This is a genomic window from Streptomyces sp. NBC_00582, from assembly GCF_036345155.1.
Taxonomy (GTDB): Bacteria; Actinomycetota; Actinomycetes; order Streptomycetales; family Streptomycetaceae; genus Streptomyces.
This window is the reverse complement of sequence record NZ_CP107772.1, coordinates 3276550-3296149: the sequence shown is the minus strand read 5'-3', so window position 1 is coordinate 3296149 and position 19600 is coordinate 3276550. Positions and strand designations below refer to the sequence as shown.

Annotated in this window: 14 protein-coding genes; 11 read left to right on the top strand and 3 right to left on the bottom strand. The window is 70.4% G+C overall.

Annotation, left to right across the window (positions count from 1 at the left end):
- Positions 1-60 precede the first annotated feature (60 nt).
- Both OG852_RS14170 and hflX read left to right on the top strand, forming a co-directional pair.
- Positions 61-1602: a M1 family metallopeptidase gene (locus tag OG852_RS14170; RefSeq protein ID WP_330348106.1), complete on the top strand. Its 1542-nt coding sequence runs from the start codon at positions 61-63 to the stop codon at positions 1600-1602.
- Between the two features lie 183 nt (positions 1603-1785).
- Positions 1786-3279 (top strand): GTPase HflX, encoded by a 1494-nt coding sequence (gene hflX / locus OG852_RS14165; RefSeq protein WP_133914014.1) that lies wholly within the window; start codon positions 1786-1788, stop codon positions 3277-3279.
- Between the two features lie 66 nt (positions 3280-3345).
- Here hflX and OG852_RS14160 read toward each other — a convergent pair whose 3' ends face one another.
- A complete protein-coding gene (locus tag OG852_RS14160; protein WP_133914015.1) occupies positions 3346-4566 on the bottom strand; it encodes a trypsin-like serine peptidase in 1221 nt (406 codons plus the stop codon).
- A gap of 314 nt (positions 4567-4880) precedes the next feature.
- On the opposite strand from OG852_RS14160, the gene OG852_RS14155 reads away from it, so the two are divergent.
- The 4 genes from OG852_RS14155 to OG852_RS14140 all read left to right on the top strand — a co-directional run bounded on the left by OG852_RS14155 (position 4881) and on the right by OG852_RS14140 (position 11268).
- Complete coding sequence (locus tag OG852_RS14155) at positions 4881-6314, top strand: diaminobutyrate--2-oxoglutarate transaminase family protein (RefSeq protein ID WP_330351446.1); 1434 nt, start codon at positions 4881-4883, stop codon at positions 6312-6314.
- Complete coding sequence (locus OG852_RS14150) at positions 6311-8347, top strand: IucA/IucC family protein (protein WP_330348105.1); 2037 nt, start codon at positions 6311-6313, stop codon at positions 8345-8347. The genes OG852_RS14155 and OG852_RS14150 overlap by 4 nt, the downstream gene beginning before the upstream one ends.
- 79 nt (positions 8348-8426) lie before the next feature.
- On the top strand, positions 8427-9041 hold the full coding sequence (locus OG852_RS14145) for a GNAT family N-acetyltransferase (RefSeq protein WP_133914016.1): 615 nt from the start codon (positions 8427-8429) through the stop codon (positions 9039-9041).
- A 250-nt stretch (positions 9042-9291) separates the two neighbouring features.
- Entirely contained in the window at positions 9292-11268 is a 1977-nt protein-coding gene (locus OG852_RS14140; RefSeq protein ID WP_330348104.1) for an ATP-dependent DNA helicase, read from the top strand.
- Positions 11269-11430: 162 nt separating this feature from the next.
- Here OG852_RS14140 and lexA read toward each other — a convergent pair whose 3' ends face one another.
- Positions 11431-12210 (bottom strand): transcriptional repressor LexA, encoded by a 780-nt coding sequence (gene lexA, locus OG852_RS14135; RefSeq protein ID WP_055635752.1) that lies wholly within the window; start codon positions 12208-12210, stop codon positions 11431-11433.
- A gap of 587 nt (positions 12211-12797) precedes the next feature.
- Between lexA and nrdR the strand changes: the two genes are divergently transcribed.
- The gene (gene nrdR / locus OG852_RS14130) at positions 12798-13367 is read left to right on the top strand and encodes a transcriptional regulator NrdR (RefSeq protein ID WP_133914018.1); all 570 of its coding nucleotides are present in this window, start codon (positions 12798-12800) and stop codon (positions 13365-13367) included.
- A gap of 165 nt (positions 13368-13532) precedes the next feature.
- Positions 13533-16436, top strand: a complete 2904-nt coding sequence (locus OG852_RS14125; protein WP_330348103.1) for a vitamin B12-dependent ribonucleotide reductase — start codon at positions 13533-13535, stop codon at positions 16434-16436.
- Between the two features lie 93 nt (positions 16437-16529).
- On the opposite strand, the gene OG852_RS14120 is transcribed toward OG852_RS14125, so the two are convergent.
- Complete coding sequence (locus OG852_RS14120; RefSeq protein WP_330348102.1) at positions 16530-17060, bottom strand: TerD family protein; 531 nt, start codon at positions 17058-17060, stop codon at positions 16530-16532.
- A gap of 153 nt (positions 17061-17213) precedes the next feature.
- On the opposite strand from OG852_RS14120, the gene OG852_RS14115 reads away from it, so the two are divergent.
- The 3 genes from OG852_RS14115 to OG852_RS14105 all read left to right on the top strand — a co-directional run bounded on the left by OG852_RS14115 (position 17214) and on the right by OG852_RS14105 (position 19527).
- Complete coding sequence (locus tag OG852_RS14115) at positions 17214-17819, top strand: YdbC family protein (RefSeq protein WP_133914021.1); 606 nt, start codon at positions 17214-17216, stop codon at positions 17817-17819.
- 130 nt (positions 17820-17949) lie between these two features.
- The gene (locus tag OG852_RS14110; RefSeq protein WP_133914022.1) at positions 17950-18609 is read left to right on the top strand and encodes a histidine phosphatase family protein; all 660 of its coding nucleotides are present in this window, start codon (positions 17950-17952) and stop codon (positions 18607-18609) included.
- Positions 18610-18621: 12 nt separating this feature from the next.
- Positions 18622-19527, top strand: a complete 906-nt coding sequence (locus OG852_RS14105; RefSeq protein WP_330348101.1) for an ADP-ribosylglycohydrolase family protein — start codon at positions 18622-18624, stop codon at positions 19525-19527.
- The last annotated feature ends 73 nt before the right edge of the window (positions 19528-19600 follow it).

The following is a 19600-nucleotide window of genomic DNA, read 5'->3' as shown; positions in this document are numbered from 1 at the left end:
TCGGGTGGGCCGGGCGCGCGTCGCCGTCGCAGGGCAGGTGAGCGCTGGTAGCGGTGATGCATGCTGCTCACCCCCCGCTCCTCGGGGCTGCGCCCCGGGGCTCCCCGTCCACGTGCCGCCTCCCGTCGGCTGAAGTCCGCGCTGCTCGCCTCAGCCGTCTCCGTCTGCCTCGTCGCGGCGAGCGCCCCGGCGGAACCGCTCGGCGTCGGCGACCGCCTCTTCCCCCAGCTGGGCAACCCCGGCTACGACGTCGCGGCGTACGACCTCTCCTTCACGTACTCCGGCTCCAACAGCAAGCCGCTGCAGGCGGTCACCACCCTCGACGCCTGGACCACCACGACCCTGGACCGGATCAACCTCGACTTCGCGCGGGGCAAGGTCGAGTCGGTCGAGGTCAACGGCAGGCCCGCCACGTTCGAGAGCGCCGGCGACGACCTGGTCGTCACCCCCGAAACCCCGCTGACCGCGGGAAGCTGGACGCGGATCACCGTGCGGCACACCAGCGATCCGGTGGGCCCCGGCGACCGGGAGGGCGGCTGGGTGCGCACCGCCGACGGTCTCGCCATGGCCAACCAGGCCGATGTCGCCCACCTGGTGTTCCCGTGCAACGACCACCCCTCCGACAAGGCGATGTTCACCATCCGGATCACCGCCCCCGACGACTACACGGCCGTCGCCAACGGGCTGCCCACCGGCGCCGAACGCGCCGGCGGGACGACCACCTGGACGTACCGCACCCAGCACCCCATGGCCACCGAGCTCGCCCAGGTCTCCATCGGCCGCTCCACCGTCCTGCACCGCGACGGCCCGCGCGGTCTGCCGGTCCGGGACGTGGTGCCCACGAAGGACCGAGCGGTGCTCGAACCCTGGCTCAAGAAGACCCCCGACCAGATCACCTGGATGGAGAACAAGGTCGGGCCCTACCCCTTCGAGACCTACGGCGTGCTCATGGCCGAGGCCGACACCGGCTTCGAACTCGAGACGCAGACCCTGTCCCTCTTCGAGAAGGACCTCTTCACCGAGCCCGGCTACCCCAAGTGGTACATCGAGTCGATCATGGTGCACGAGCTGTCCCACCAGTGGTTCGGCGACAGCGTCAGCCCGCGCGTCTGGTCCGACCTCTGGCTCAACGAGGGCCACGCCACCTGGTACGAGGCCCTCTACGCCGAGGAGAAGGGCGGCCCCACCCTTCAGGAGCGCATGAAGGCGGCGTACGGCGCGTCCGATCGCTGGCGCGCCGCCGGCGGCCCCCCTGCGCTCCCCAAGCCGCCCGCCCCCGGCGAGAAGATCAGCATCTTCCGCCCGAACGTCTACGACGGGGCCGCCCTCGCCCTGTTCGCCCTGCGCCAGGAGATCGGCGTGAAGGCGTTCGAACAGCTCGAGCGGGACTGGGTGCGCGACCACAGGGACTCCACCGCCACCACGGCGGACTTCCGGCGGCTCGCCGAGGAGATCTCCGGACGCGACCTCGGCGACTTCTTCCAGGCCTGGCTGTACGGGGAGAGGACCCCGCCCATGCCCGGTCACCCCGACTGGAAGCCGACCCCGGCGACCAAGGCGCCCAAGGCCTCACAGGTCCCGCGCGCCACCAAGACCCCGTAAGTCCCGCCCACCCCACAGGCCCCTTGGGCACCCGAATAAGGCCGTGACGAGACGGGGCGTACCGTGCGACCATCGTCAGGTCGGCGCCGCACGGGGCACGGGAATCTCCCGGGGTACTCGTGCGTTGTCCACCATGCACGGTGAACTCCGCCGCATCGGTACCCCCAACGACGTAAGGACCCAATGACCTCCTCTTCTTCCCCTTCCCAGGACACCAAGCGCTTCGCGCACGCCTACCCCGAAGGTCTTCGGGCCGATGCCCTGATGGAAGAGGACGTCGCCTGGAGCCACGAGATCGACGGAGAGCGGGACGGCGACCAGTTCGACCGCTCCGAGCGCGCGGCCCTGCGCCGCGTCGCGGGCCTCTCCACCGAGCTCGAGGACGTCACCGAGGTCGAGTACCGCCAGCTCCGCCTGGAGCGGGTCGTCCTCGTCGGCGTCTGGACCACGGGGACCGTGCAGGACGCGGACAACTCCCTCGCGGAGCTCGCCGCCCTCGCGGAGACCGCGGGCGCGCTCGTGCTCGACGGCGTGATCCAGCGCCGCGACAAGCCCGACGCGGCCACCTACATCGGCTCCGGCAAGGCCGACGAACTGCGGGACATCGTCCTCGAGACGGGCGCGGACACCGTCATCTGCGACGGTGAGCTCAGCCCGGGCCAGCTCATCCATCTCGAGGACGTCGTCAAGGTCAAGGTCATCGACCGTACGGCCCTGATCCTCGACATCTTCGCCCAGCACGCGAAGTCCCGAGAGGGCAAGGCGCAGGTCGCCCTCGCGCAGATGCAGTACATGCTGCCGCGACTGCGCGGCTGGGGTCAGTCGCTGTCCCGGCAGATGGGCGGCGGCAAGGGCGGCGGCCTCGCCACCCGTGGTCCCGGTGAGACCAAGATCGAGACGGACCGGCGACGGATCCGCGAGAAGATGGCGAAGATGCGCCGGGAGATCGCGGAGATGAAGACCGGCCGCGAGATCAAGCGCCAGGAGCGCAAGCGCCACAAGGTGCCGTCCGTCGCCATCGCGGGCTACACCAACGCCGGCAAGTCCTCCCTGCTCAACCGGCTCACCGGTGCGGGCGTCCTCGTCGAGAACGCCCTGTTCGCGACCCTCGATCCCACCGTGCGCCGGGCCGAGACCCCGAGCGGCCGCCTGTACACGCTGGCGGACACCGTCGGCTTCGTCCGGCACCTGCCGCACCACCTGGTCGAGGCGTTCCGCTCCACCATGGAGGAGGTCGGCGAGTCCGACCTGATCCTGCACGTGGTGGACGGCTCCCACCCCAACCCGGAGGAGCAGCTCGCCGCCGTGCGCGAGGTGGTCCGTGACGTCGGCGCCATCGGCGTGCCCGAGATCGTCGTGATCAACAAGGCGGACGCGGCCGATCCGCTGACCCTCCAGCGGCTGATGCGGATCGAGAAGCGCTCCATCGCCGTCTCGGCCCGCACCGGCCAGGGCATCGAGGAACTGCTCGCGCTCATCGACAGCGAGCTGCCGCGGCCCTCGGTCGAGATCGAGGCGCTGGTGCCGTACACCCACGGCAAGCTCGTCGCCCGCGCCCACACCGAGGGCGAGGTGATCTCCGCGGAGCACACGGCGGAGGGCACGCTCCTCAAGGTGCGGGTGCACGAGGAACTGGCCGCCGACCTCGCACCGTACGTCCCGGCCCCGCTCGCCTGACCGGCGGACGAAGGCCCGCCCCCTCTCTCACGGGGGCGGGCCTTCGTCATGTCCGCGGTGCGTCTCCTACCGGGCGAACTTGTCGCTCACCGACTCGTACACACCCTTGGCCACCTCACCCAGCCGAGGCCCCGCGAGCCAGCCCGAACGCACCGGCCCGATCGATGTGTTGGACACCAGCGCCGGCTTGCCGTCCGACCCCGTCGCCACCCAGCCACCGCCGGACGAACCACCCGTCATCGTGCAGCCGATCCGGTACATCGTCGGGTCCGACTCACTGAACGACAGCCGCCCCGGCCTGTCCTGGCACTGGTAGAGCTTGAGCCCGTCGAACGGCGCCGCCGCCGGGTAGCCCGTCGCGGTGATGCTGTCCACCTTCGGCACCGCCGGGGCGTTGAAGTCCACCGGCAGCGCCGAACCGACCGTCTCCTCCAGCGACTTGCCGGTACCACCGGCCTCCGGCGTCACATGGATGACGGCGAAGTCGTACGGCGCCCCGTCACCGCCCGTCTCCCCGCCCTGCGCGATCCACTGGTCCGAGGTCTTCACCCAGTCGCCCCACCAGACGCCGTACGGAGCGGACTCCTCCCTGGTCGCCGACTGCATCTGCTCGGAGGACAGACCCTTGTCGTTGTACGACGGCACGAACGCGATGTTGCGGTACCAGCCGCCCTTCTTGCCCGCGTGCACACAGTGGCCCGCCGTCCACACCAGGTTCGACTTGCCCGGGTGGGCCGGGTCCTTCACGACCGTCGCCGAGCAGACCATCGTGCCCTCGGGGGAGTCGAAGAACACCTTGCCCGCCTCGGGGGCGTTGGCGTGGTACGTCGTCGGTACGGCCTTGGCGTCCACGGCTTCCGGCGTCGGGTCGGTCACCCCCTGGTCGCCGGAGAGGTCGTTGTCGTCCACCCCCCGGTCCGGGTCCTCCGCCTCCCGCATCCGGTCCGGGTCCCACAGGCCCTTGATGATCGGGTTGACGTAGTCCTGGGCCTCACGCAGCCAGTCGTCCTTGTCCCAGTTCTTCCATGCGCCGTTCTTCCACTTGTCCAGATCGATCCCGTGCTCCTTGAGCCGGTCCTTGATGTCGTCCGGGATCTTGATCTTTCCGTCACCGCCCGCCGTGGCCGAGGCACTGGCCTGGCCGTCCGCGGTGGTGTCGCCCGAGTCGCAGGCGGTCGCGGTGAGCGCGAGGACCGAGGCGAGGGCGACTGCTCCGAGCACGGGGGAGGTTCTGCGGCGCGCGTTCCCCCCTCGACGAGCGGTGAACGACGGCCGTATCGATCGCATGGTCTGACTCCCCCTGCTGTCAACGAACTTGAAACGCCTCCACACGATATGCGTTCGCTGTGGGGGACTTCCGACGGGAGGGCAACGGTTCCGTCACGGCAAGGATCTTGGGGCAACCCGTAACCGGGGCAGCCGTCCGGGGTTGGTAGCGGTGGGGGGTCCGCTGCGCGCGCTCGGCCCCCTGAACTGCGGGAGGACAGGGAACCGTGACCGAGCCAGTGCCCGAGGAGGTTCCGTCGGGGCGATCCGCCGGACCATCGCCCGCCGGACGGTCCCCCGTCGGCCAGGCCGGCCGACGGCCCACGCACGAGGGGATCCTCCGGCGCCAGTCGGCACGCGAGTCGGCGGCCCGCACCTATGCGCGCGCCCTGCCCATCGTGCCGGTCCGGGCCCGGGGACTGACCATCGAGGGCGCCGACGGCCGCCGCTACCTCGACTGCCTCTCCGGCGCCGGCACCCTCGCGCTCGGCCACAACCACCCCGTCGTCCTGGAGGCCATCCGCAAGGTCCTCGACTCGGGGGCGCCCCTGCACATCCTCGACCTCGCCACCCCGGTCAAGGACGCCTTCATCACCGAGCTCTTCCGCACCCTGCCACCCGCTCTCGCCGACCGCGCCCGCGTGCAGTTCTGCGGGCCCGCGGGCACGGACGCCGTGGAGGCCGCGCTCAAACTCGTCCGCGCCGCCACCGGCCGCACGGGGGTCCTGGCCTTCACCGGCGCCTACCACGGCATGACCACCGGCTCCCTCGAAGCCTCCGGCGGCGCCTTCGACGTCCGGGTGGCGCGACTGCCCTATCCGCAGGACTACCGCTGCCCCTTCGGCGTCGGCGGCGCACGCGGCGCCGAACTCGCCGCCCGCTGGACCGAGTCCGTCCTCGACGACCCCAAGTCCGGCGTGCGACACCCGGCCGGGATGATCCTCGAGCCCGTCCAGGGCGAGGGCGGCGTCATCCCCGCCCCGGACACCTGGATGCGGCGCATGCGGCAGATCACCGCCGACCGCTCCATCCCTCTCATCGCCGACGAGGTCCAGACCGGCGTCGGACGCACCGGCGCCTTCTGGGCGGTGGAACACAGCGGGATCAGCCCCGATGTGATGGTCCTCTCCAAAGCCATCGGCGGCAGCCTGCCCCTCGCCGTCGTCGTCTACCGCGACGACCTCGACGTCTGGGAACCGGGCGCCCACGCGGGCACCTTCCGCGGCAACCAACTCGCCATGGCCGCCGGCACGGCCACCCTCGCCCACGTCCGGGAGAACCGCCTCGCCGAACGCGCGGCCACCCTGGGAGCCCACCTGCTGGACCAACTCCGGTGCCTCGCCCAGCATTTCCCGTGCATCGGGGACGTGCGCGGACGCGGACTGATGATCGGGGTCGAACTGGTCGACCCGGAAGCTGAGCCCCGCCCGCCTGAGCCGTCCGCGTCGGCTCACGGCCCCCACCCCGCCGCTCCCGCGCTCGCCGCCGCCGTCCAGCAGGAGTGTCTGCGCCGCGGCCTGATCGTCGAACTGGGGGGCCGCCATGCCGGCGTCGTACGCCTTCTTCCGCCCCTGACGATCACCGACGAGCAGGCGGCCGCCGTACTCGACCGGCTGGCCGACGCGATCGAGGCGGCGGCCCGCCACCACGCCCACCACAGGGGCCAGAGCGAGAAGGACCAGCCGCGCCGGCCTCCCGCGCCCCCACCGCCGTTCCGGACCGGCACGCAGCCGACCGCGTCGGCCCCACCCGCTGAGGAACGACCATGAACAACTCCCCTGCGCCCACCGGCTCTCCCGGCCCCACTTCGGTCGATTCCGCCACATCGGCATCCACCTCCTCCGTTTCCACCACACCGGCATCCACCTCCTCCGTTCCGTCGATCCACGCCGCACCGAACGCTTCCGTCCCTCCTCAGCAGCGCCACGCCACTCCCGCCGAAGCCGCGCACCGCGGCCCGGCCCACCTCCTGGACCACGCCGACCCGCACACCGCCGCCCAGGCGGCGGCCGTGGAGAACCTGCTGCGCTGCTGGGTGCGAGAGACCGGCCTGCCCGCCGCCCCCGCCGACGGCATCCTCCGCGTGCCGCTGCCCGCCAGCGGCACCGCCCTGCTCACCCCCGTCCACCACTGGTCCCCGACCGGCTGGCACCGCTTCGGCCTCCCACGCCTGGCCGACGCCCCGGAACAGTCCCCACCCGCGGACGCCGTCACGGTCGCCGCCTTGCTGTCCCGCGAGACTCCCGAACCGCCCAGCCCATCCGGGACACCCGAGCCGCCCAGGCCATCCATCCCCCCTCGATCGGCCGGTCACAGCACCGACCCGGTGGACCTGGTGTCCCGGGTCGCCGACTCCGTCCGCCGCACCGCGGACTTCATCAGCGACCGCCGCAGCCACCCCGCCGACGGCCCCGACCTGTTCCTCTCCGCCGAACAGTCACTGCTCCTCGGGCACCCGCTGCACCCGACCCCGAAGAGCCGAGAAGGCCTCTCCGACGCGGAAGCCCGCCTGTACTCACCCGAGTTGCGCGGCTCCTTCCCCCTGCACTGGCTTGCTGTCGCTCCTTCCGTGCTGGCCACCGACTCCGCCTGGACCGTAGGCGGCCGTGCCCTCCCCGCCCAGCGGCTGACGGCCCGACTCGCCGGCGCCGAACCGCCCTCGCTCGACCGCCCCGCGGCGCCCGACGGCTACGCCCTCCTGCCGACGCACCCCTGGCAACTGCGTGAGGTCCGGCACCGCCCAGAGATCGCCGCCCTGTTCGAAGCCGGGCTGCTCCGGGACCTCGGTGCCCAGGGCGAACCGTGGTACCCGACGTCCTCCGTACGCACCGTCCACCGGTCCGGTGCCCCGGCGATGCTCAAACTGTCGCTGGGCCTGCGCATCACCAACTCCCGCCGAGAGAACCTGCGCAAGGAACTCCACCGCGGCGTCGAAGTCCACCGTCTGCTGCGCACCAACCTCTCCCGCCAGTGGCAGTCGGCCCATCCCGGTTTCGACATCGTCCGCGATCCGGCCTGGCTGGCCGTGGACGGGACCGACGGACGCCCGGTGCCCGGACTCGACGTCGTGATCCGCCACAACCCCTTCGCCCCCACGGACGACGTCTCCTGCATCGCCGGCCTCGTCTCGCTCCGCCCGTACCCCGCAGCCGCGACGGCCGCCCCGGACCCGCGTCCCGCGCAGAGCTCACGACTGGCCCAGATCGTCACCCGCCTCGCCGCACGGACAGGACGCCCTCTCACCACGGTCGCCGCCGAGTGGTTCCTGCGATACCTGGAACACGTCGTACGCCCGGTGCTCTGGCTCGACGGAGAAACGGGCATCGCCCTGGAGGCCCACCAGCAGAACACGCTGCTCGTGCTGGACTCCGACGGCTGGCCCTCCGGCGGCCGGTACCGCGACAACCAGGGCTACTACTTCCGTGACTCCCGCCGCGCGGAACTCGAAGCCCGGCTGCCCGGTATCGGCGAGCACAGCGACACCTTCGTCTCCGACGAGGTCACCGACGAGCGCTTCGCCTACTACCTGGGTATCAACAACGTCCTCGGTCTCATCGGAGCCTTCGGCTCACAGCGTCTCGCCGACGAGCGCCTGCTGCTCGCCGCCTTCCGCCGCTTTCTCACCGCCGCGGCCGGCGGTCCCCACCGGCTGCGCAGCACGCTGCCCGCCCGCCTCCTCGACTCACCCGTGCTGCGCTGCAAGGCCAATCTGCTGACCCGGCTGCACGGCATGGACGAACTCGTCGGCCCGGTCGAGACCCAGTCCGTGTACGTCACCATCGCCAACCCCCTGCACTCCTGAACCGTCCGCATCACGACTTCGACTCCCTTCGTCTTCAGGAACACGGCCCGACCCCGCACAGGCTTGAGAGGAGCCCACCGTGCCGCCCAGCGACACCCGTGCCGCAGCCGTCGCCGTCCGCACAGGCCCGCTCGACCGCCTGGGCGACTGGGGCCCCACCCCCACACCCGCGGGTGTCTTCCACCTCGTCCCCGTCCAGGTCGACCGCGACCTCCCCCGGATCTGCCGGTGGATGAACGAGCCGGCGATCTCGGCGTTCTGGGACCTGGCGGGACCCCGGACACTGACCGAACGGCACCTGCGCCGCCAACTGGCAGACGACTCCCACAGCGTCCCGTGCCTCGGCGTGCTGGAGGGCACGCCCATGAGCTACTGGGAGATCTACCGGGCGGATCTCGACCCGCTGGCCCGCCATTACCCCGTCCGGCCTCATGACACCGGCATCCATCTCCTCATCGGAGGCTCCGGCACCCGTGGGCGAGGACTCGGCGGCCTCCTGCTGAGAGCTGTCGCCGACCTCGTCCTCGACAGGAGACCCGCTTGCTCACGTGTCGTCGCTGAACCCGACCTTCGCAACACCCCTTCCCTCGCGGCCTTCCTCCGCGCCGGGTTCCGCTTCTGCGCCGAGGTCGACCTGCCCGCCAAGCGGGCCGCTCTCATGGCCAGAGACAGGAACCTCCGTGATGTCTTGTGACTCTGAGTAGCCGTGCTGTCACAGGAGGAACGCCTCGGAATTCCGGCCGGTTCCCACCCGTCCCGAAAACCCCGAGAATTTTTTCCCGGCCTTCCATTCCCCCGGCCCCGGCAACCCCACCGATGTCCCGCAGACCCTTCCCCGGCCCCGAATCCGAGAAGCCCCGCACCGTGATTCCCTCACCGCTCTTCCCGCCGACCACCTGCTCGATCACCCGTTTGTCAGTGCCGCGCCGTAGGGTGGTCGCGCTATGACGAAGCCCTCACTCCCCGAACTCCTCCACGCCGCCGTCGCCGCAGTCGGAGGTACGGAGCGCCCCGGCCAGGTGGCCATGGCCGAAGCCGTCGCGGAGGCGATCGACGACGGCTCCCACCTCCTGGTCCAGGCCGGCACCGGTACCGGTAAGTCACTGGGCTACCTGGTGCCCGCCCTCGCGCACGGCGAGCGGGTCGTGGTCGCCACCGCCACGCTGGCCCTGCAGCGCCAGCTCGTGGAGCGGGATCTGCCGCGCACGGTCGAGGCGCTGCATCCGCTGCTGCGCAGGCGCCCGGAGTTCGCGATGCTCAAGGGCCGCTCGAACTACCTGTGCCTGCACCGTCTGCACGAGGGCGTCCCGCAGGACGAGGAGGAGGGCCTCTTCGACCAGTTCGAGGCGGCCGCGCCCAGCAGCAAGCTGGGCCAGGACCTGCTGCGGTTGCGGGACTGGTCGGACGAGACCGAGTCCGGCGACCGCGACGACCTCACCCCCGGCGTGTCCGACCGGGCCTGGGCCCAGGTGTCGGTGTCCTCGCGGGAATGCCTCGGGGCGACCAAGTGCGCTTACGGCGCCGAGTGCTTCGCGGAGATGGCCCGTGAGCGCGCCAAGCTGGCCGAGGTCGTCGTCACCAACCACGCCCTGCTGGCCATCGATGCCATCGAGGGCGCCCCGGTCCTCCCTCAGCACGAGGTGCTGATCGTCGACGAGGCGCACGAACTGGTGTCGAGGGTCACCGGCGTCGCCACCGGCGAGCTCACCCCGGGGCAGGTCAACCGGGCGGTGCGGCGGGCCGCGAAACTGGTCAACGAGAAGGCGGCCGACCAGCTCCAGACCGCCGCCGAGGGATTCGAGCGGCTGATGGAGCTGGCGCTGCCGGGCCGCCTGGAGGAGATCCCGGAGGACCTCAACTACGCCCTCATGGCCCTGCGCGACGCCGCGAGAACCGTCATCTCCGCCATCGGGGCCACCCGCGACAAGTCCGTCCAGGACGAGGACGCGGTCCGCAAGCAGGCGCTCGCCTCGGTGGAGAGCGTGCACGACGTTGCGGAGCGGATCGTGGGCGGCTCCGAGTACGACGTCGTCTGGTACGAACGCCACGACCGCTTCGGCGTCTCCCTGCGCGTGGCCCCCATGTCCGTGTCGGGCCTGCTGAGGGAGAAGCTCTTCGCCGACCGCTCGGTGACCCTGGCCTCGGCGACCCTGAAGCTCGGCGGGGACTTCAACGGCGTGGGCGCCTCCCTGGGACTCGCCCCGGAGGGCACCGAGGGAGACGACCTTCCCCCGTGGAAGGGCATCGACGTGGGATCGCCCTTCGACTACCGCAAGCAGGGCATCCTGTATGTCGCCAAGCACCTGTCCCGCCCCGCGCGCGACGGCGATCGCGCCGACATGCTGGACGAACTCACCGAACTGATCCAGGCGGCCGGCGGCCGCACCCTCGGCCTCTTCTCCTCCATGCGCGCCGCCCAGCTCGCCGCCGAGGAGCTGCGCGGCCGGATCCCGGAGTTCCCGATCCTCCTCCAGGGCGAGGAGACCCTGGGAGAGCTGATCAAGAACTTCGCGGCCGATCCGAAGACCTGTCTCTTCGGGACCCTGTCGCTCTGGCAGGGGGTCGACGTGCCGGGGGCCAGCTGTCAGCTGGTGGTCATGGACAAGATCCCGTTCCCGCGTCCCGACGACCCGCTGATGAGCGCCCGCCAGAAGGCCGTGGAGGACGCGGGAGGCAACGGCTTCATGGCCGTGGCCGCCACGCACGCGGCGCTGCTCATGGCTCAGGGCGCCGGCCGCCTGGTCCGCGCGTCGGGGGACCGGGGCGTGGTCGCCGTACTGGATCAGCGACTGGCGACGGCCCGCTACGGGAGCTATCTCAAGGCCTCCCTGCCCGACTTCTGGTACACCACGGACCGCAACCAGGTGCGGAAGTCGCTCGCGGCGATCGATGCCGTGGCCCGGCAGGCCGAGGCGGAGTAGGCCGGGGTGGCCCGTCCCCGTACCGGTGCGGGCCACCTCTTCGCCGGCAGGTGTGCGCCTGGCGTGTGACGTGTGGCGGCACAGCACAGGGCCCCGGAACCGGCGCAGGGATCCCGGGGCCCAGTCAAGGGAGGGCGGAGGAGGTGAGGCCGCCCGCCGTGCTCAGACGCGGCGGAGGACCGCCACCACCTTGCCGAGGATCGTCGCGTCGTCGCCGGGGATCGGCTCGTACGCCGCGTTGTGCGGGAGCAGCCACACATGGCCGTCCTCGCGCTTGAACCTCTTCACGGTGGCCTCGCCGTCGAGCATGGCCGCCACGATGTCGCCGTTCTCGGCGACGGGCTGACGGCGGACGGTGACCCAGTCGCCGTCGCAGATCGCCGCTTCGATCATCGAGTCGCCGACGACCTTCAGCACGAACAGCTCACCGTCGCCCACGAGCTGCCTCGGGAGCGGGAAGACGTCCTCGACGGACTCCTCGGCGAGGATCGGGCCACCTGCGGCGATCCGGCCCACCAGCGGGACGTACGACGCGGCGGGCTTGCCGGCGGTGTCCGTGGGCTGCACGGAGACGGCCTGGTCGGAGCCGCGGACCTCGTACGCGCGCGGGCGGTGCGGGTCACGGCGCAGGAAGCCCTTGCGCTCCAGCGCCATCAACTGGTGCGCCACCGAGGATGTGCTGGACAGGCCGACGGCCTGGCCGATCTCCCGCATGGACGGCGGGTAGCCGCGCCGCTGTACGGAGTCCCGGATGACCTCGATCACCCGGCGCTGCCGGTCGGTCAGGCCCGAGCTGTCCGCCCGGATGCCTGGAGGTCGGCCCGGCAGGGAGCGCTTGTGCCCCTCCGGGTTCACGGCTTCGTTCATCGCATGCACCGGCTCGAGTCGGCCCTGGGAGCGGTCCTGGGCGGTGATGGTGGCGCTGTCTGCGGTGGTGGTCACGTCGTCGGCCCCTCTCGATTGTCTCCCTGCTGGACAACGGTAGTTGCTTTCGAAAGGTTGCGCCAAACACACGTTCGAGTGAAAAAGCGCGGTTAGCCTGACTTGATCATGTGTCGGGGTGTATGGCCAACGCGGTGACTGGCGGACGCAAGAGCCCGTTGTTGTACTCTTCACCGCCGGGGTCGCCCCCCCTTGTGGGCTGTCGCCCCAGTCTGCCATCACGTTTCCGGCAGGCCTGGCGGCGGGCCCGCTCTGTGCGAGAGTCCCACGGGTCCTCCCTGCAGCGCTCACGATATCGCCGTATGCGTCACGCGGACATGGTTGTACACGCGCGCGTGGAGGCCGGTTTCGCATGCTCGCCGTGACCGTGGGAACGCGTGCGGTGAGGGCTTCGACCGCGACACGCGATACGGCCTGGGTGAATGGGCCAAGCCCCATATCTAGTGCTTGGATGTCGCCAGCGGCCCACAAGTTGTGGTGCCCCTGGTCTTCAGAACCCCTTGGATCGCCTATGCTTGGGGCTGCTTCGAGGGGCCCATGAGGCCCGGCGAGGCTACTGAGTCTGCTGTGAGGAGGGTTGGGACTTCATGCACTGCCCCTTCTGCAGGCACCCCGACAGCCGTGTTGTCGACAGCCGTACGACGGACGACGGCACGTCCATCCGCAGGCGCCGCCAGTGTCCCGACTGCTCCCGTCGTTTCACGACCGTGGAGACGTGCTCTCTCATGGTGGTGAAGCGGTCCGGAGTCACCGAGCCGTTCAGCCGCACCAAGGTCATCAACGGCGTGCGCAAGGCGTGCCAGGGACGGCCTGTCACCGAGGACGCACTCGCCCAGCTCGGCCAGCGGGTCGAGGAGGCGGTGCGGGCCACCGGAAGCGCCGAGCTCACCACCCACGACGTGGGGCTGGCCATACTCGGCCCGTTGCAGGAACTCGACCTCGTCGCCTATCTGCGGTTCGCCTCGGTCTATCGGGCCTTCGACTCGCTCGAGGACTTCGAGGCCGCGATCGCGGAACTGAGGGACCAGACGGGACGCTCCACCGCGGACGACGACGACCGCGAAGACGGCCCCGGAGCCGTCACGGGGGGCCGGGAAGACGACGGCGGGCGCGGAGGGACCACGCGGGTCCCCGAGCCCGCCCACTCCGCCGACTGACCCGGCGGGCCGGAACCGGGGCCAAGGCTCCGGATCCGGTCGGGCGGCGGCGGACCAAGACTTGCTGCGGACCATGTGCATCGACGTCCGCAGCATCAGACACAACACCGTGCCACGGGAACATCGTGGCATTTCAGGGCGTTTTTGCCTGTACAGGGAGGCGGCATGACAGAGACGGCGAGCGGTCCGGCACGAGGGTCCCGCGCGAAGGGCGCGAAGACCGCCAAGGGCCTGCGTATCGAGCGCATCCACACCACCCCCGGCGTGCACCCGTACGACGAGGTGGTCTGGGAGCGTCGTGACGTCGTCATGACCAACTGGCGCGACGGCTCGGTCAACTTCGAGCAGCGTGGCGTCGAGTTCCCCGACTTCTGGTCGGTGAACGCGGTCAACATCGTCACCAGCAAGTACTTCCGCGGTGCCGTCGGCACGCCCCAGCGGGAGGTCAGCCTCAAGCAGCTGATCGACCGCATCGTGAAGACGTACTCGAAGGCCGGCGAGGACCACAAGTACTTCGCCTCGCCCGCCGACGTCGAGATCTTCGAGCACGAGCTGGCCTACGCCCTGCTGCACCAGATCTTCAGCTTCAACAGCCCCGTCTGGTTCAACGTCGGCACCCCGCAGCCCCAGCAGGTCTCCGCCTGCTTCATCCTGGCCGTCGACGACTCCATGGAGTCGATCCTCGACTGGTACAAGGAAGAGGGCATGATCTTCAAGGGCGGCTCCGGCGCCGGCCTGAACCTCTCCCGCATCCGCTCCTCCAAGGAGCTGCTGTCCTCCGGCGGCAACGCCTCCGGGCCGGTCTCCTTCATGCGCGGCGCCGACGCCTCCGCCGGCACCATCAAGTCCGGTGGCGCCACCCGCCGCGCCGCCAAGATGGTCGTCCTCGACGTGGACCACCCCGACATCGAGGACTTCATCGAGACCAAGGTCAAGGAAGAGGAGAAGATCCGCGTCCTGCGGGACGCGGGCTTCGACATGGACCTGGGCGGCGACGACATCACGTCCGTCCAGTACCAGAACGCCAACAACTCGGTCCGGGTGAACGACGAGTTCATGCAGGCCGTCGAGCAGGGCGGCAAGTTCGGCCTGCGTGCCCGGATGACCGGCGAGGTCATCGAGGAGGTCGACGCCAAGGCGCTCTTCCGCAGGATCGCCGAGGCCGCCTGGGCCTGCGCCGACCCCGGTATCCAGTACGACGGCGTCATCAACAACTGGCACACCTGCCCCGAGTCCGGCCGGATCACCGCGTCGAACCCGTGCAGCGAGTACATGCACCTGGACAACACGTCCTGCAACCTCGCCTCGCTGAACCTGATGAAGTTCCTCAAGGACGACGGCAAGGGCACCCAGTCCTTCGACGCCGAGCGCTTCCAGAAGGTCGTCGAGCTCGTCATCACCGCGATGGACATCTCCATCTGCTTCGCCGACTTCCCCACCCAGAAGATCGGCGAGAACACCCGCGCGTTCCGCCAGCTCGGCATCGGCTACGCCAACCTCGGTGCCCTGCTGATGGCCACCGGCCACGCCTACGACTCCGACGGCGGCCGCGCCCTCGCCGGCGCCATCACCTCCCTGATGACCGGCACGGCCTACCGCCGCTCCGCCGAACTGGCCTCGGTCGTCGGCCCGTACGACGGCTACGCCCGCAACGCCGACGCCCACAACCGCGTCATGAAGCAGCACGCCGACGCCAACGGCACGGCCGTGCGCATGGACGACCTCGACACCCCCGTCTGGGCCGCCGCCACGGAGGCCTGGCAGGACGTGCTGCGTCTCGGCGAGAAGAACGGTTTCCGTAACTCCCAGGCGTCCGTGCTCGCCCCGACCGGCACCATCGGTCTCGCGATGTCCTGCGACACCACCGGTGTCGAGCCCGACCTCGCCCTGGTCAAGTTCAAGAAGCTGGTCGGCGGCGGCTCGATGCAGATCGTCAACGGCACCGTCCCGCAGGCCCTGCGCCGCCTGGGCTACCAGGAGGAGCAGATCGAGGCGATCGTCGCCCACATCGCCGAGAACGGCAATGTGATCGACGCCCCCGGCCTCAAGCAGGAGCACTACGAGGTGTTCGACTGCGCCATGGGCGAGCGCGCCATCTCCCCGATGGGCCACGTCCGCATGATGGCCGCTATCCAGCCCTGGATCTCCGGCGCCATCTCCAAGACGGTCAACATGCCGGAGACGGCGACCGTCGAGGAGGTCGAGGAGATCTACTTCGAGGCCTGGAAGCTCGGCGTCAAGGCGCTCGCGATCTACCGCGACAACTGCAAGGTCGGCCAGCCCCTCTCCGCGAAGACGAAGGACACCAAGGAGCAGGAGAAGGCCGAGATCACCGAGAAGGCCGAGGACACGATCCGTGCCGCGGTCGAGAAGGTCGTCGAGTACCGCCCGGTCCGCAAGCGTCTCCCCAAGGGCCGTCCCGGCATCACAACCTCCTTCACGGTCGGTGGCGCCGAGGGCTACATGACGGCCAACTCCTACCCGGACGACGGCCTTGGTGAGGTCTTCCTGAAGATGTCCAAGCAGGGTTCCACCCTCGCCGGCATGATGGACGCCTTCTCCATCGCCGTCTCCGTGGGCCTGCAGTACGGCGTGCCGCTCGAGACGTACGTCTCGAAGTTCACCAACATGCGCTTCGAGCCGGCCGGCATGACGGACGACCCGGACGTGCGGATGGCGCAGTCGATCGTCGACTACATCTTCCGCCGCCTGGCGCTCGACTTCCTGCCCTTCGAGACGCGCTCCGCGCTCGGCATCCACTCCGCCGAGGAGCGCCAGCGCCACCTGGAGACCGGTTCCTACGAGCCGGCCGAGGAGGACGTCGACGTCGAGGGCCTGGCCCAGTCGGCCCCGCGTCAGACGGACCTGAAGGCCGTCGTCACCCCGAAGGCCGACGCCGAGGTGGCCAAGCCCGCCCCGAAGCAGGCCCACACCAGCGCCGAGCTGGTGGAGATGCAGCTCGGCATCCAGGCCGACGCCCCGCTCTGCTTCTCCTGCGGTACGAAGATGCAGCGGGCCGGTTCCTGCTACATCTGCGAGGGCTGCGGCTCGACCAGCGGCTGCAGCTGATCCCAGCGGCGCCGACCGGATCCCCGTGATCCGGCAAGGGCGGTGGAGCCGGTCCTCGGCTCCACCGCCCTCGGTGTTCGTCCCCTCGGGAGGTCAGGACCGGCGCACCTGGCCCATGACCCTGGTGAATGTCACCGGGTCGTCCTCGAACCCCTGGATGCCCGGGTGGAACGTCCAGCCGTCGGCCTCCCGTACGAACTCCCCGACGGTCGCCGCCGTCGCCCCGAGCACACCGCCGAACTCGTCCTCGTCCAGAACCGCGTAGCCCTCGCGGATCCGGAAGGCGGGGTTCAGGACGCTGACGAAGGTCCGGTGCGCCGGATGCTGCTGGATGACGACACCGACCACCACGCGCGCGTACCGCGCGTCCAGCCGCTCGAGCTCCAGCGTCATGACCTCGTCCCAGCCGAAGCCCTTGCCGTCCTTGCTGTCCCGGTTGAGATAGATGGTCCCGTCGGGCGAGCGGCTGTCGAAGTGCACCACATAGGCGGGTGCCCCGGCCGGATCGTCCGCGAGATACGTCGCCGCGACGATGTCCAGATCGGTGGGCGGTTGGCCCGCCGGACTCGGGTCCCACTTCAGCGCCATCTCGATCTTGCGGATCCCCTTGTTGATGCCGCTCACGGAATTCCCTCCCCGTTCACCGTCCGACCTCGCCCCGAACTGCCCGATCATCAGGGCCGGTTGTCCATCCTGCCACGCACCTCTGACAGTCGGCATGGCCGCTCTGCGCCAGAGAGTGACCGACGCCACGCCCTGTGGCCTTACCATGGCGCGGTGCTGGTCAAGTGGATTCGCTGCACCGTGGTGGACCGCCGCGGTTTCGAACGGGGGCAGCGAAAGTGGGCGGGGCTTCTGGGGGAGCCGGGATTTCGGGGACAGGGCGGGGGCTGGAGCAGGAGTCGGCCCTCCGTCGCGCATGTCTTCGCCTTCTGGGAGAGCCGTGCCTTCTACGACTCCTTCATGGCGCGCTCCCACGACCGGCTGGCCGCGGCCCAGGCGGGCACGTTCAAGGACGCCCAGGTACGGCTGTTCGACTACCGCTTCGACGTGAAGACGGGCTTCGAGCCCCGCTTCACGGACTCGGACCTGCTGCGGGTGGCCCTGTGCCGGGTCCACGAGCAGCGGGCCGAGCACTTCACCCTCATGCAGGAGAAGGTGTGGAACCCCGCCATGGCCGGCTCGCCCGGCATGATCCGCGGGCTGTTCGCCGAGGCGCCCGGCCATGAGTTCCTGGTGCTGTCGATGTGGCGTTCCGAGGCGGAGCACGGAAAGTACCGCACCGAACGCGTGGAGCGGCTCGCCCTGCGTGCCCAGACGGAGGCGGACATCGCCGCCCTCACCGGTGACATCGTCGAACTGGAGACGACCTGGACCGTATGAGCCAGATCCTGACGCCCCGGCGGTGGAAAATGTGCGCTCCTGTGACGCGGGGGGCACGATCCATGTGACCTACGCCGTATGGGGGCCGTACGAGTATTCGATCTGCCGCCTTCCGATCTAGGGTTTTGGCATGGCACGACCACGGCGCATCGTCCTTGTCCGGCACGGGGAATCAACGGGCAATGTTGATGACACCGTCTACGAGCGTGAACCCGACCACGCGCTGGCCCTCACCGAGCGGGGCCGGCGGCAGGCCGAGGAGACCGGCGAAAAGCTCCGAGCGGTGCTCGGCGGCGAGCGGGTCAGCGTGTACGTCTCCCCCTACCGCCGTACCCACGAGACCCTCCGGGCGTTCCACCTCGATCCCGACCTCATTCGCGTGCGGGAGGAGCCCCGGCTGCGCGAGCAGGACTGGGGCAACTGGCAGGACCGCGACGACGTACGGCTCCAGAAGGCGTACCGGGACGCCTACGGGCACTTCTTCTACCGCTTCGCCCAGGGCGAGAGCGGAGCCGACGTCTACGACCGGGTCGGCGGATTCCTGGAGAGCCTGTTCCGCAGCTTCGAGGACCCCGACCATCCGCCGAACGTGGTCATAGTGACCCACGGTCTCGCCATGCGCCTGTTCTGCATGCGCTGGTTCCACTGGACGGTCGCCGAATTCGAGTCGCTGTCGAACCCGGGGAACGCCGAGATGCGCATGCTCGTGCTCGGCGACGACGGCAAGTACACCCTGGACCGGCCCTTCGACCGGTGGCGGGATCCGGAGCCCTACGGGATCTCCGGATAGAGTGGCAGAGCGATGACCGCTGACTCCTCTCCCGACGGGCGCCTGGAGCGCGCCCTCGCCAGTCTGCGCGGACTCGCGGTGGGCGACGCGCTGGGATCGCAGTTCTTCGTTCCCGCGAACTACCCGCTGCTGAAGGACCGCGCCCTGCCACCCGGCCCCTGGCGATGGACCGACGACACCGAGATGGCCTGCTCGGTGGTGGCCGTCCTGGCCACCCACCACCGCATCGACCAGGACGCCCTGGCCCGCTCCTTCGCGGACCACCACGACTTCGACCGTGGGTACGGCCCCGCCGTGAACCGCCTCCTGAGGCTGGTCCGGGAGGGCGCCGACTGGCGCGAACTGGCGGCGGCCCTGTTCAAGGGGCAGGGGTCCTGGGGCAACGGCGCCGCGATGCGCGTCGCCCCCTTGGGCGCCTGGTACGCGGACGACCCCGAACAGGCCACCCACCAGGCGGAGATCTCCGCCTACCCCACCCATCAGCATCGGGAGGCCGTGGTCGGCGCCATGGCCGTCGCCGCGGCTGCCGCGCTGGCGGGCGCCCCCGGTGGACCGCCCGGCCCCGAGGCCCTGCTGGACGGCGTCATCGCCCTCGTGCCGAAGAGCGCCGTGGGCGCCGGTCTGCGGCGTGCCCGGGACATGCTCGACTACGCCGACGCGGCCACCGTCGCGGCTGTGCTGGGCTGCGGACGGCGTACGTCCGCCCATGACACCGTCCCCTTCGCACTCTGGTCGGCCGCGCGCGCCCTCGGAGACTACGAGACGGCGTTCTGGACGACAGCCCAGGTCGGCGGGGATGTCGACACCACCTGCGCCATCGTGGGCGGCGTGCTGGCCGCCGGGAAGACCGGTATGCCTCCGGCCGCCTGGGCGGAGCAGGTGGAGGCGCTGCCGGGGTGGGTCGCCGCGTCCGTCTGACCGGGGCCGGTCGGGCGCCCCCCATTCTCACTTTCTGTGTTCCTCGGGAACTCTGCGTGACGGCCGCGCGTTG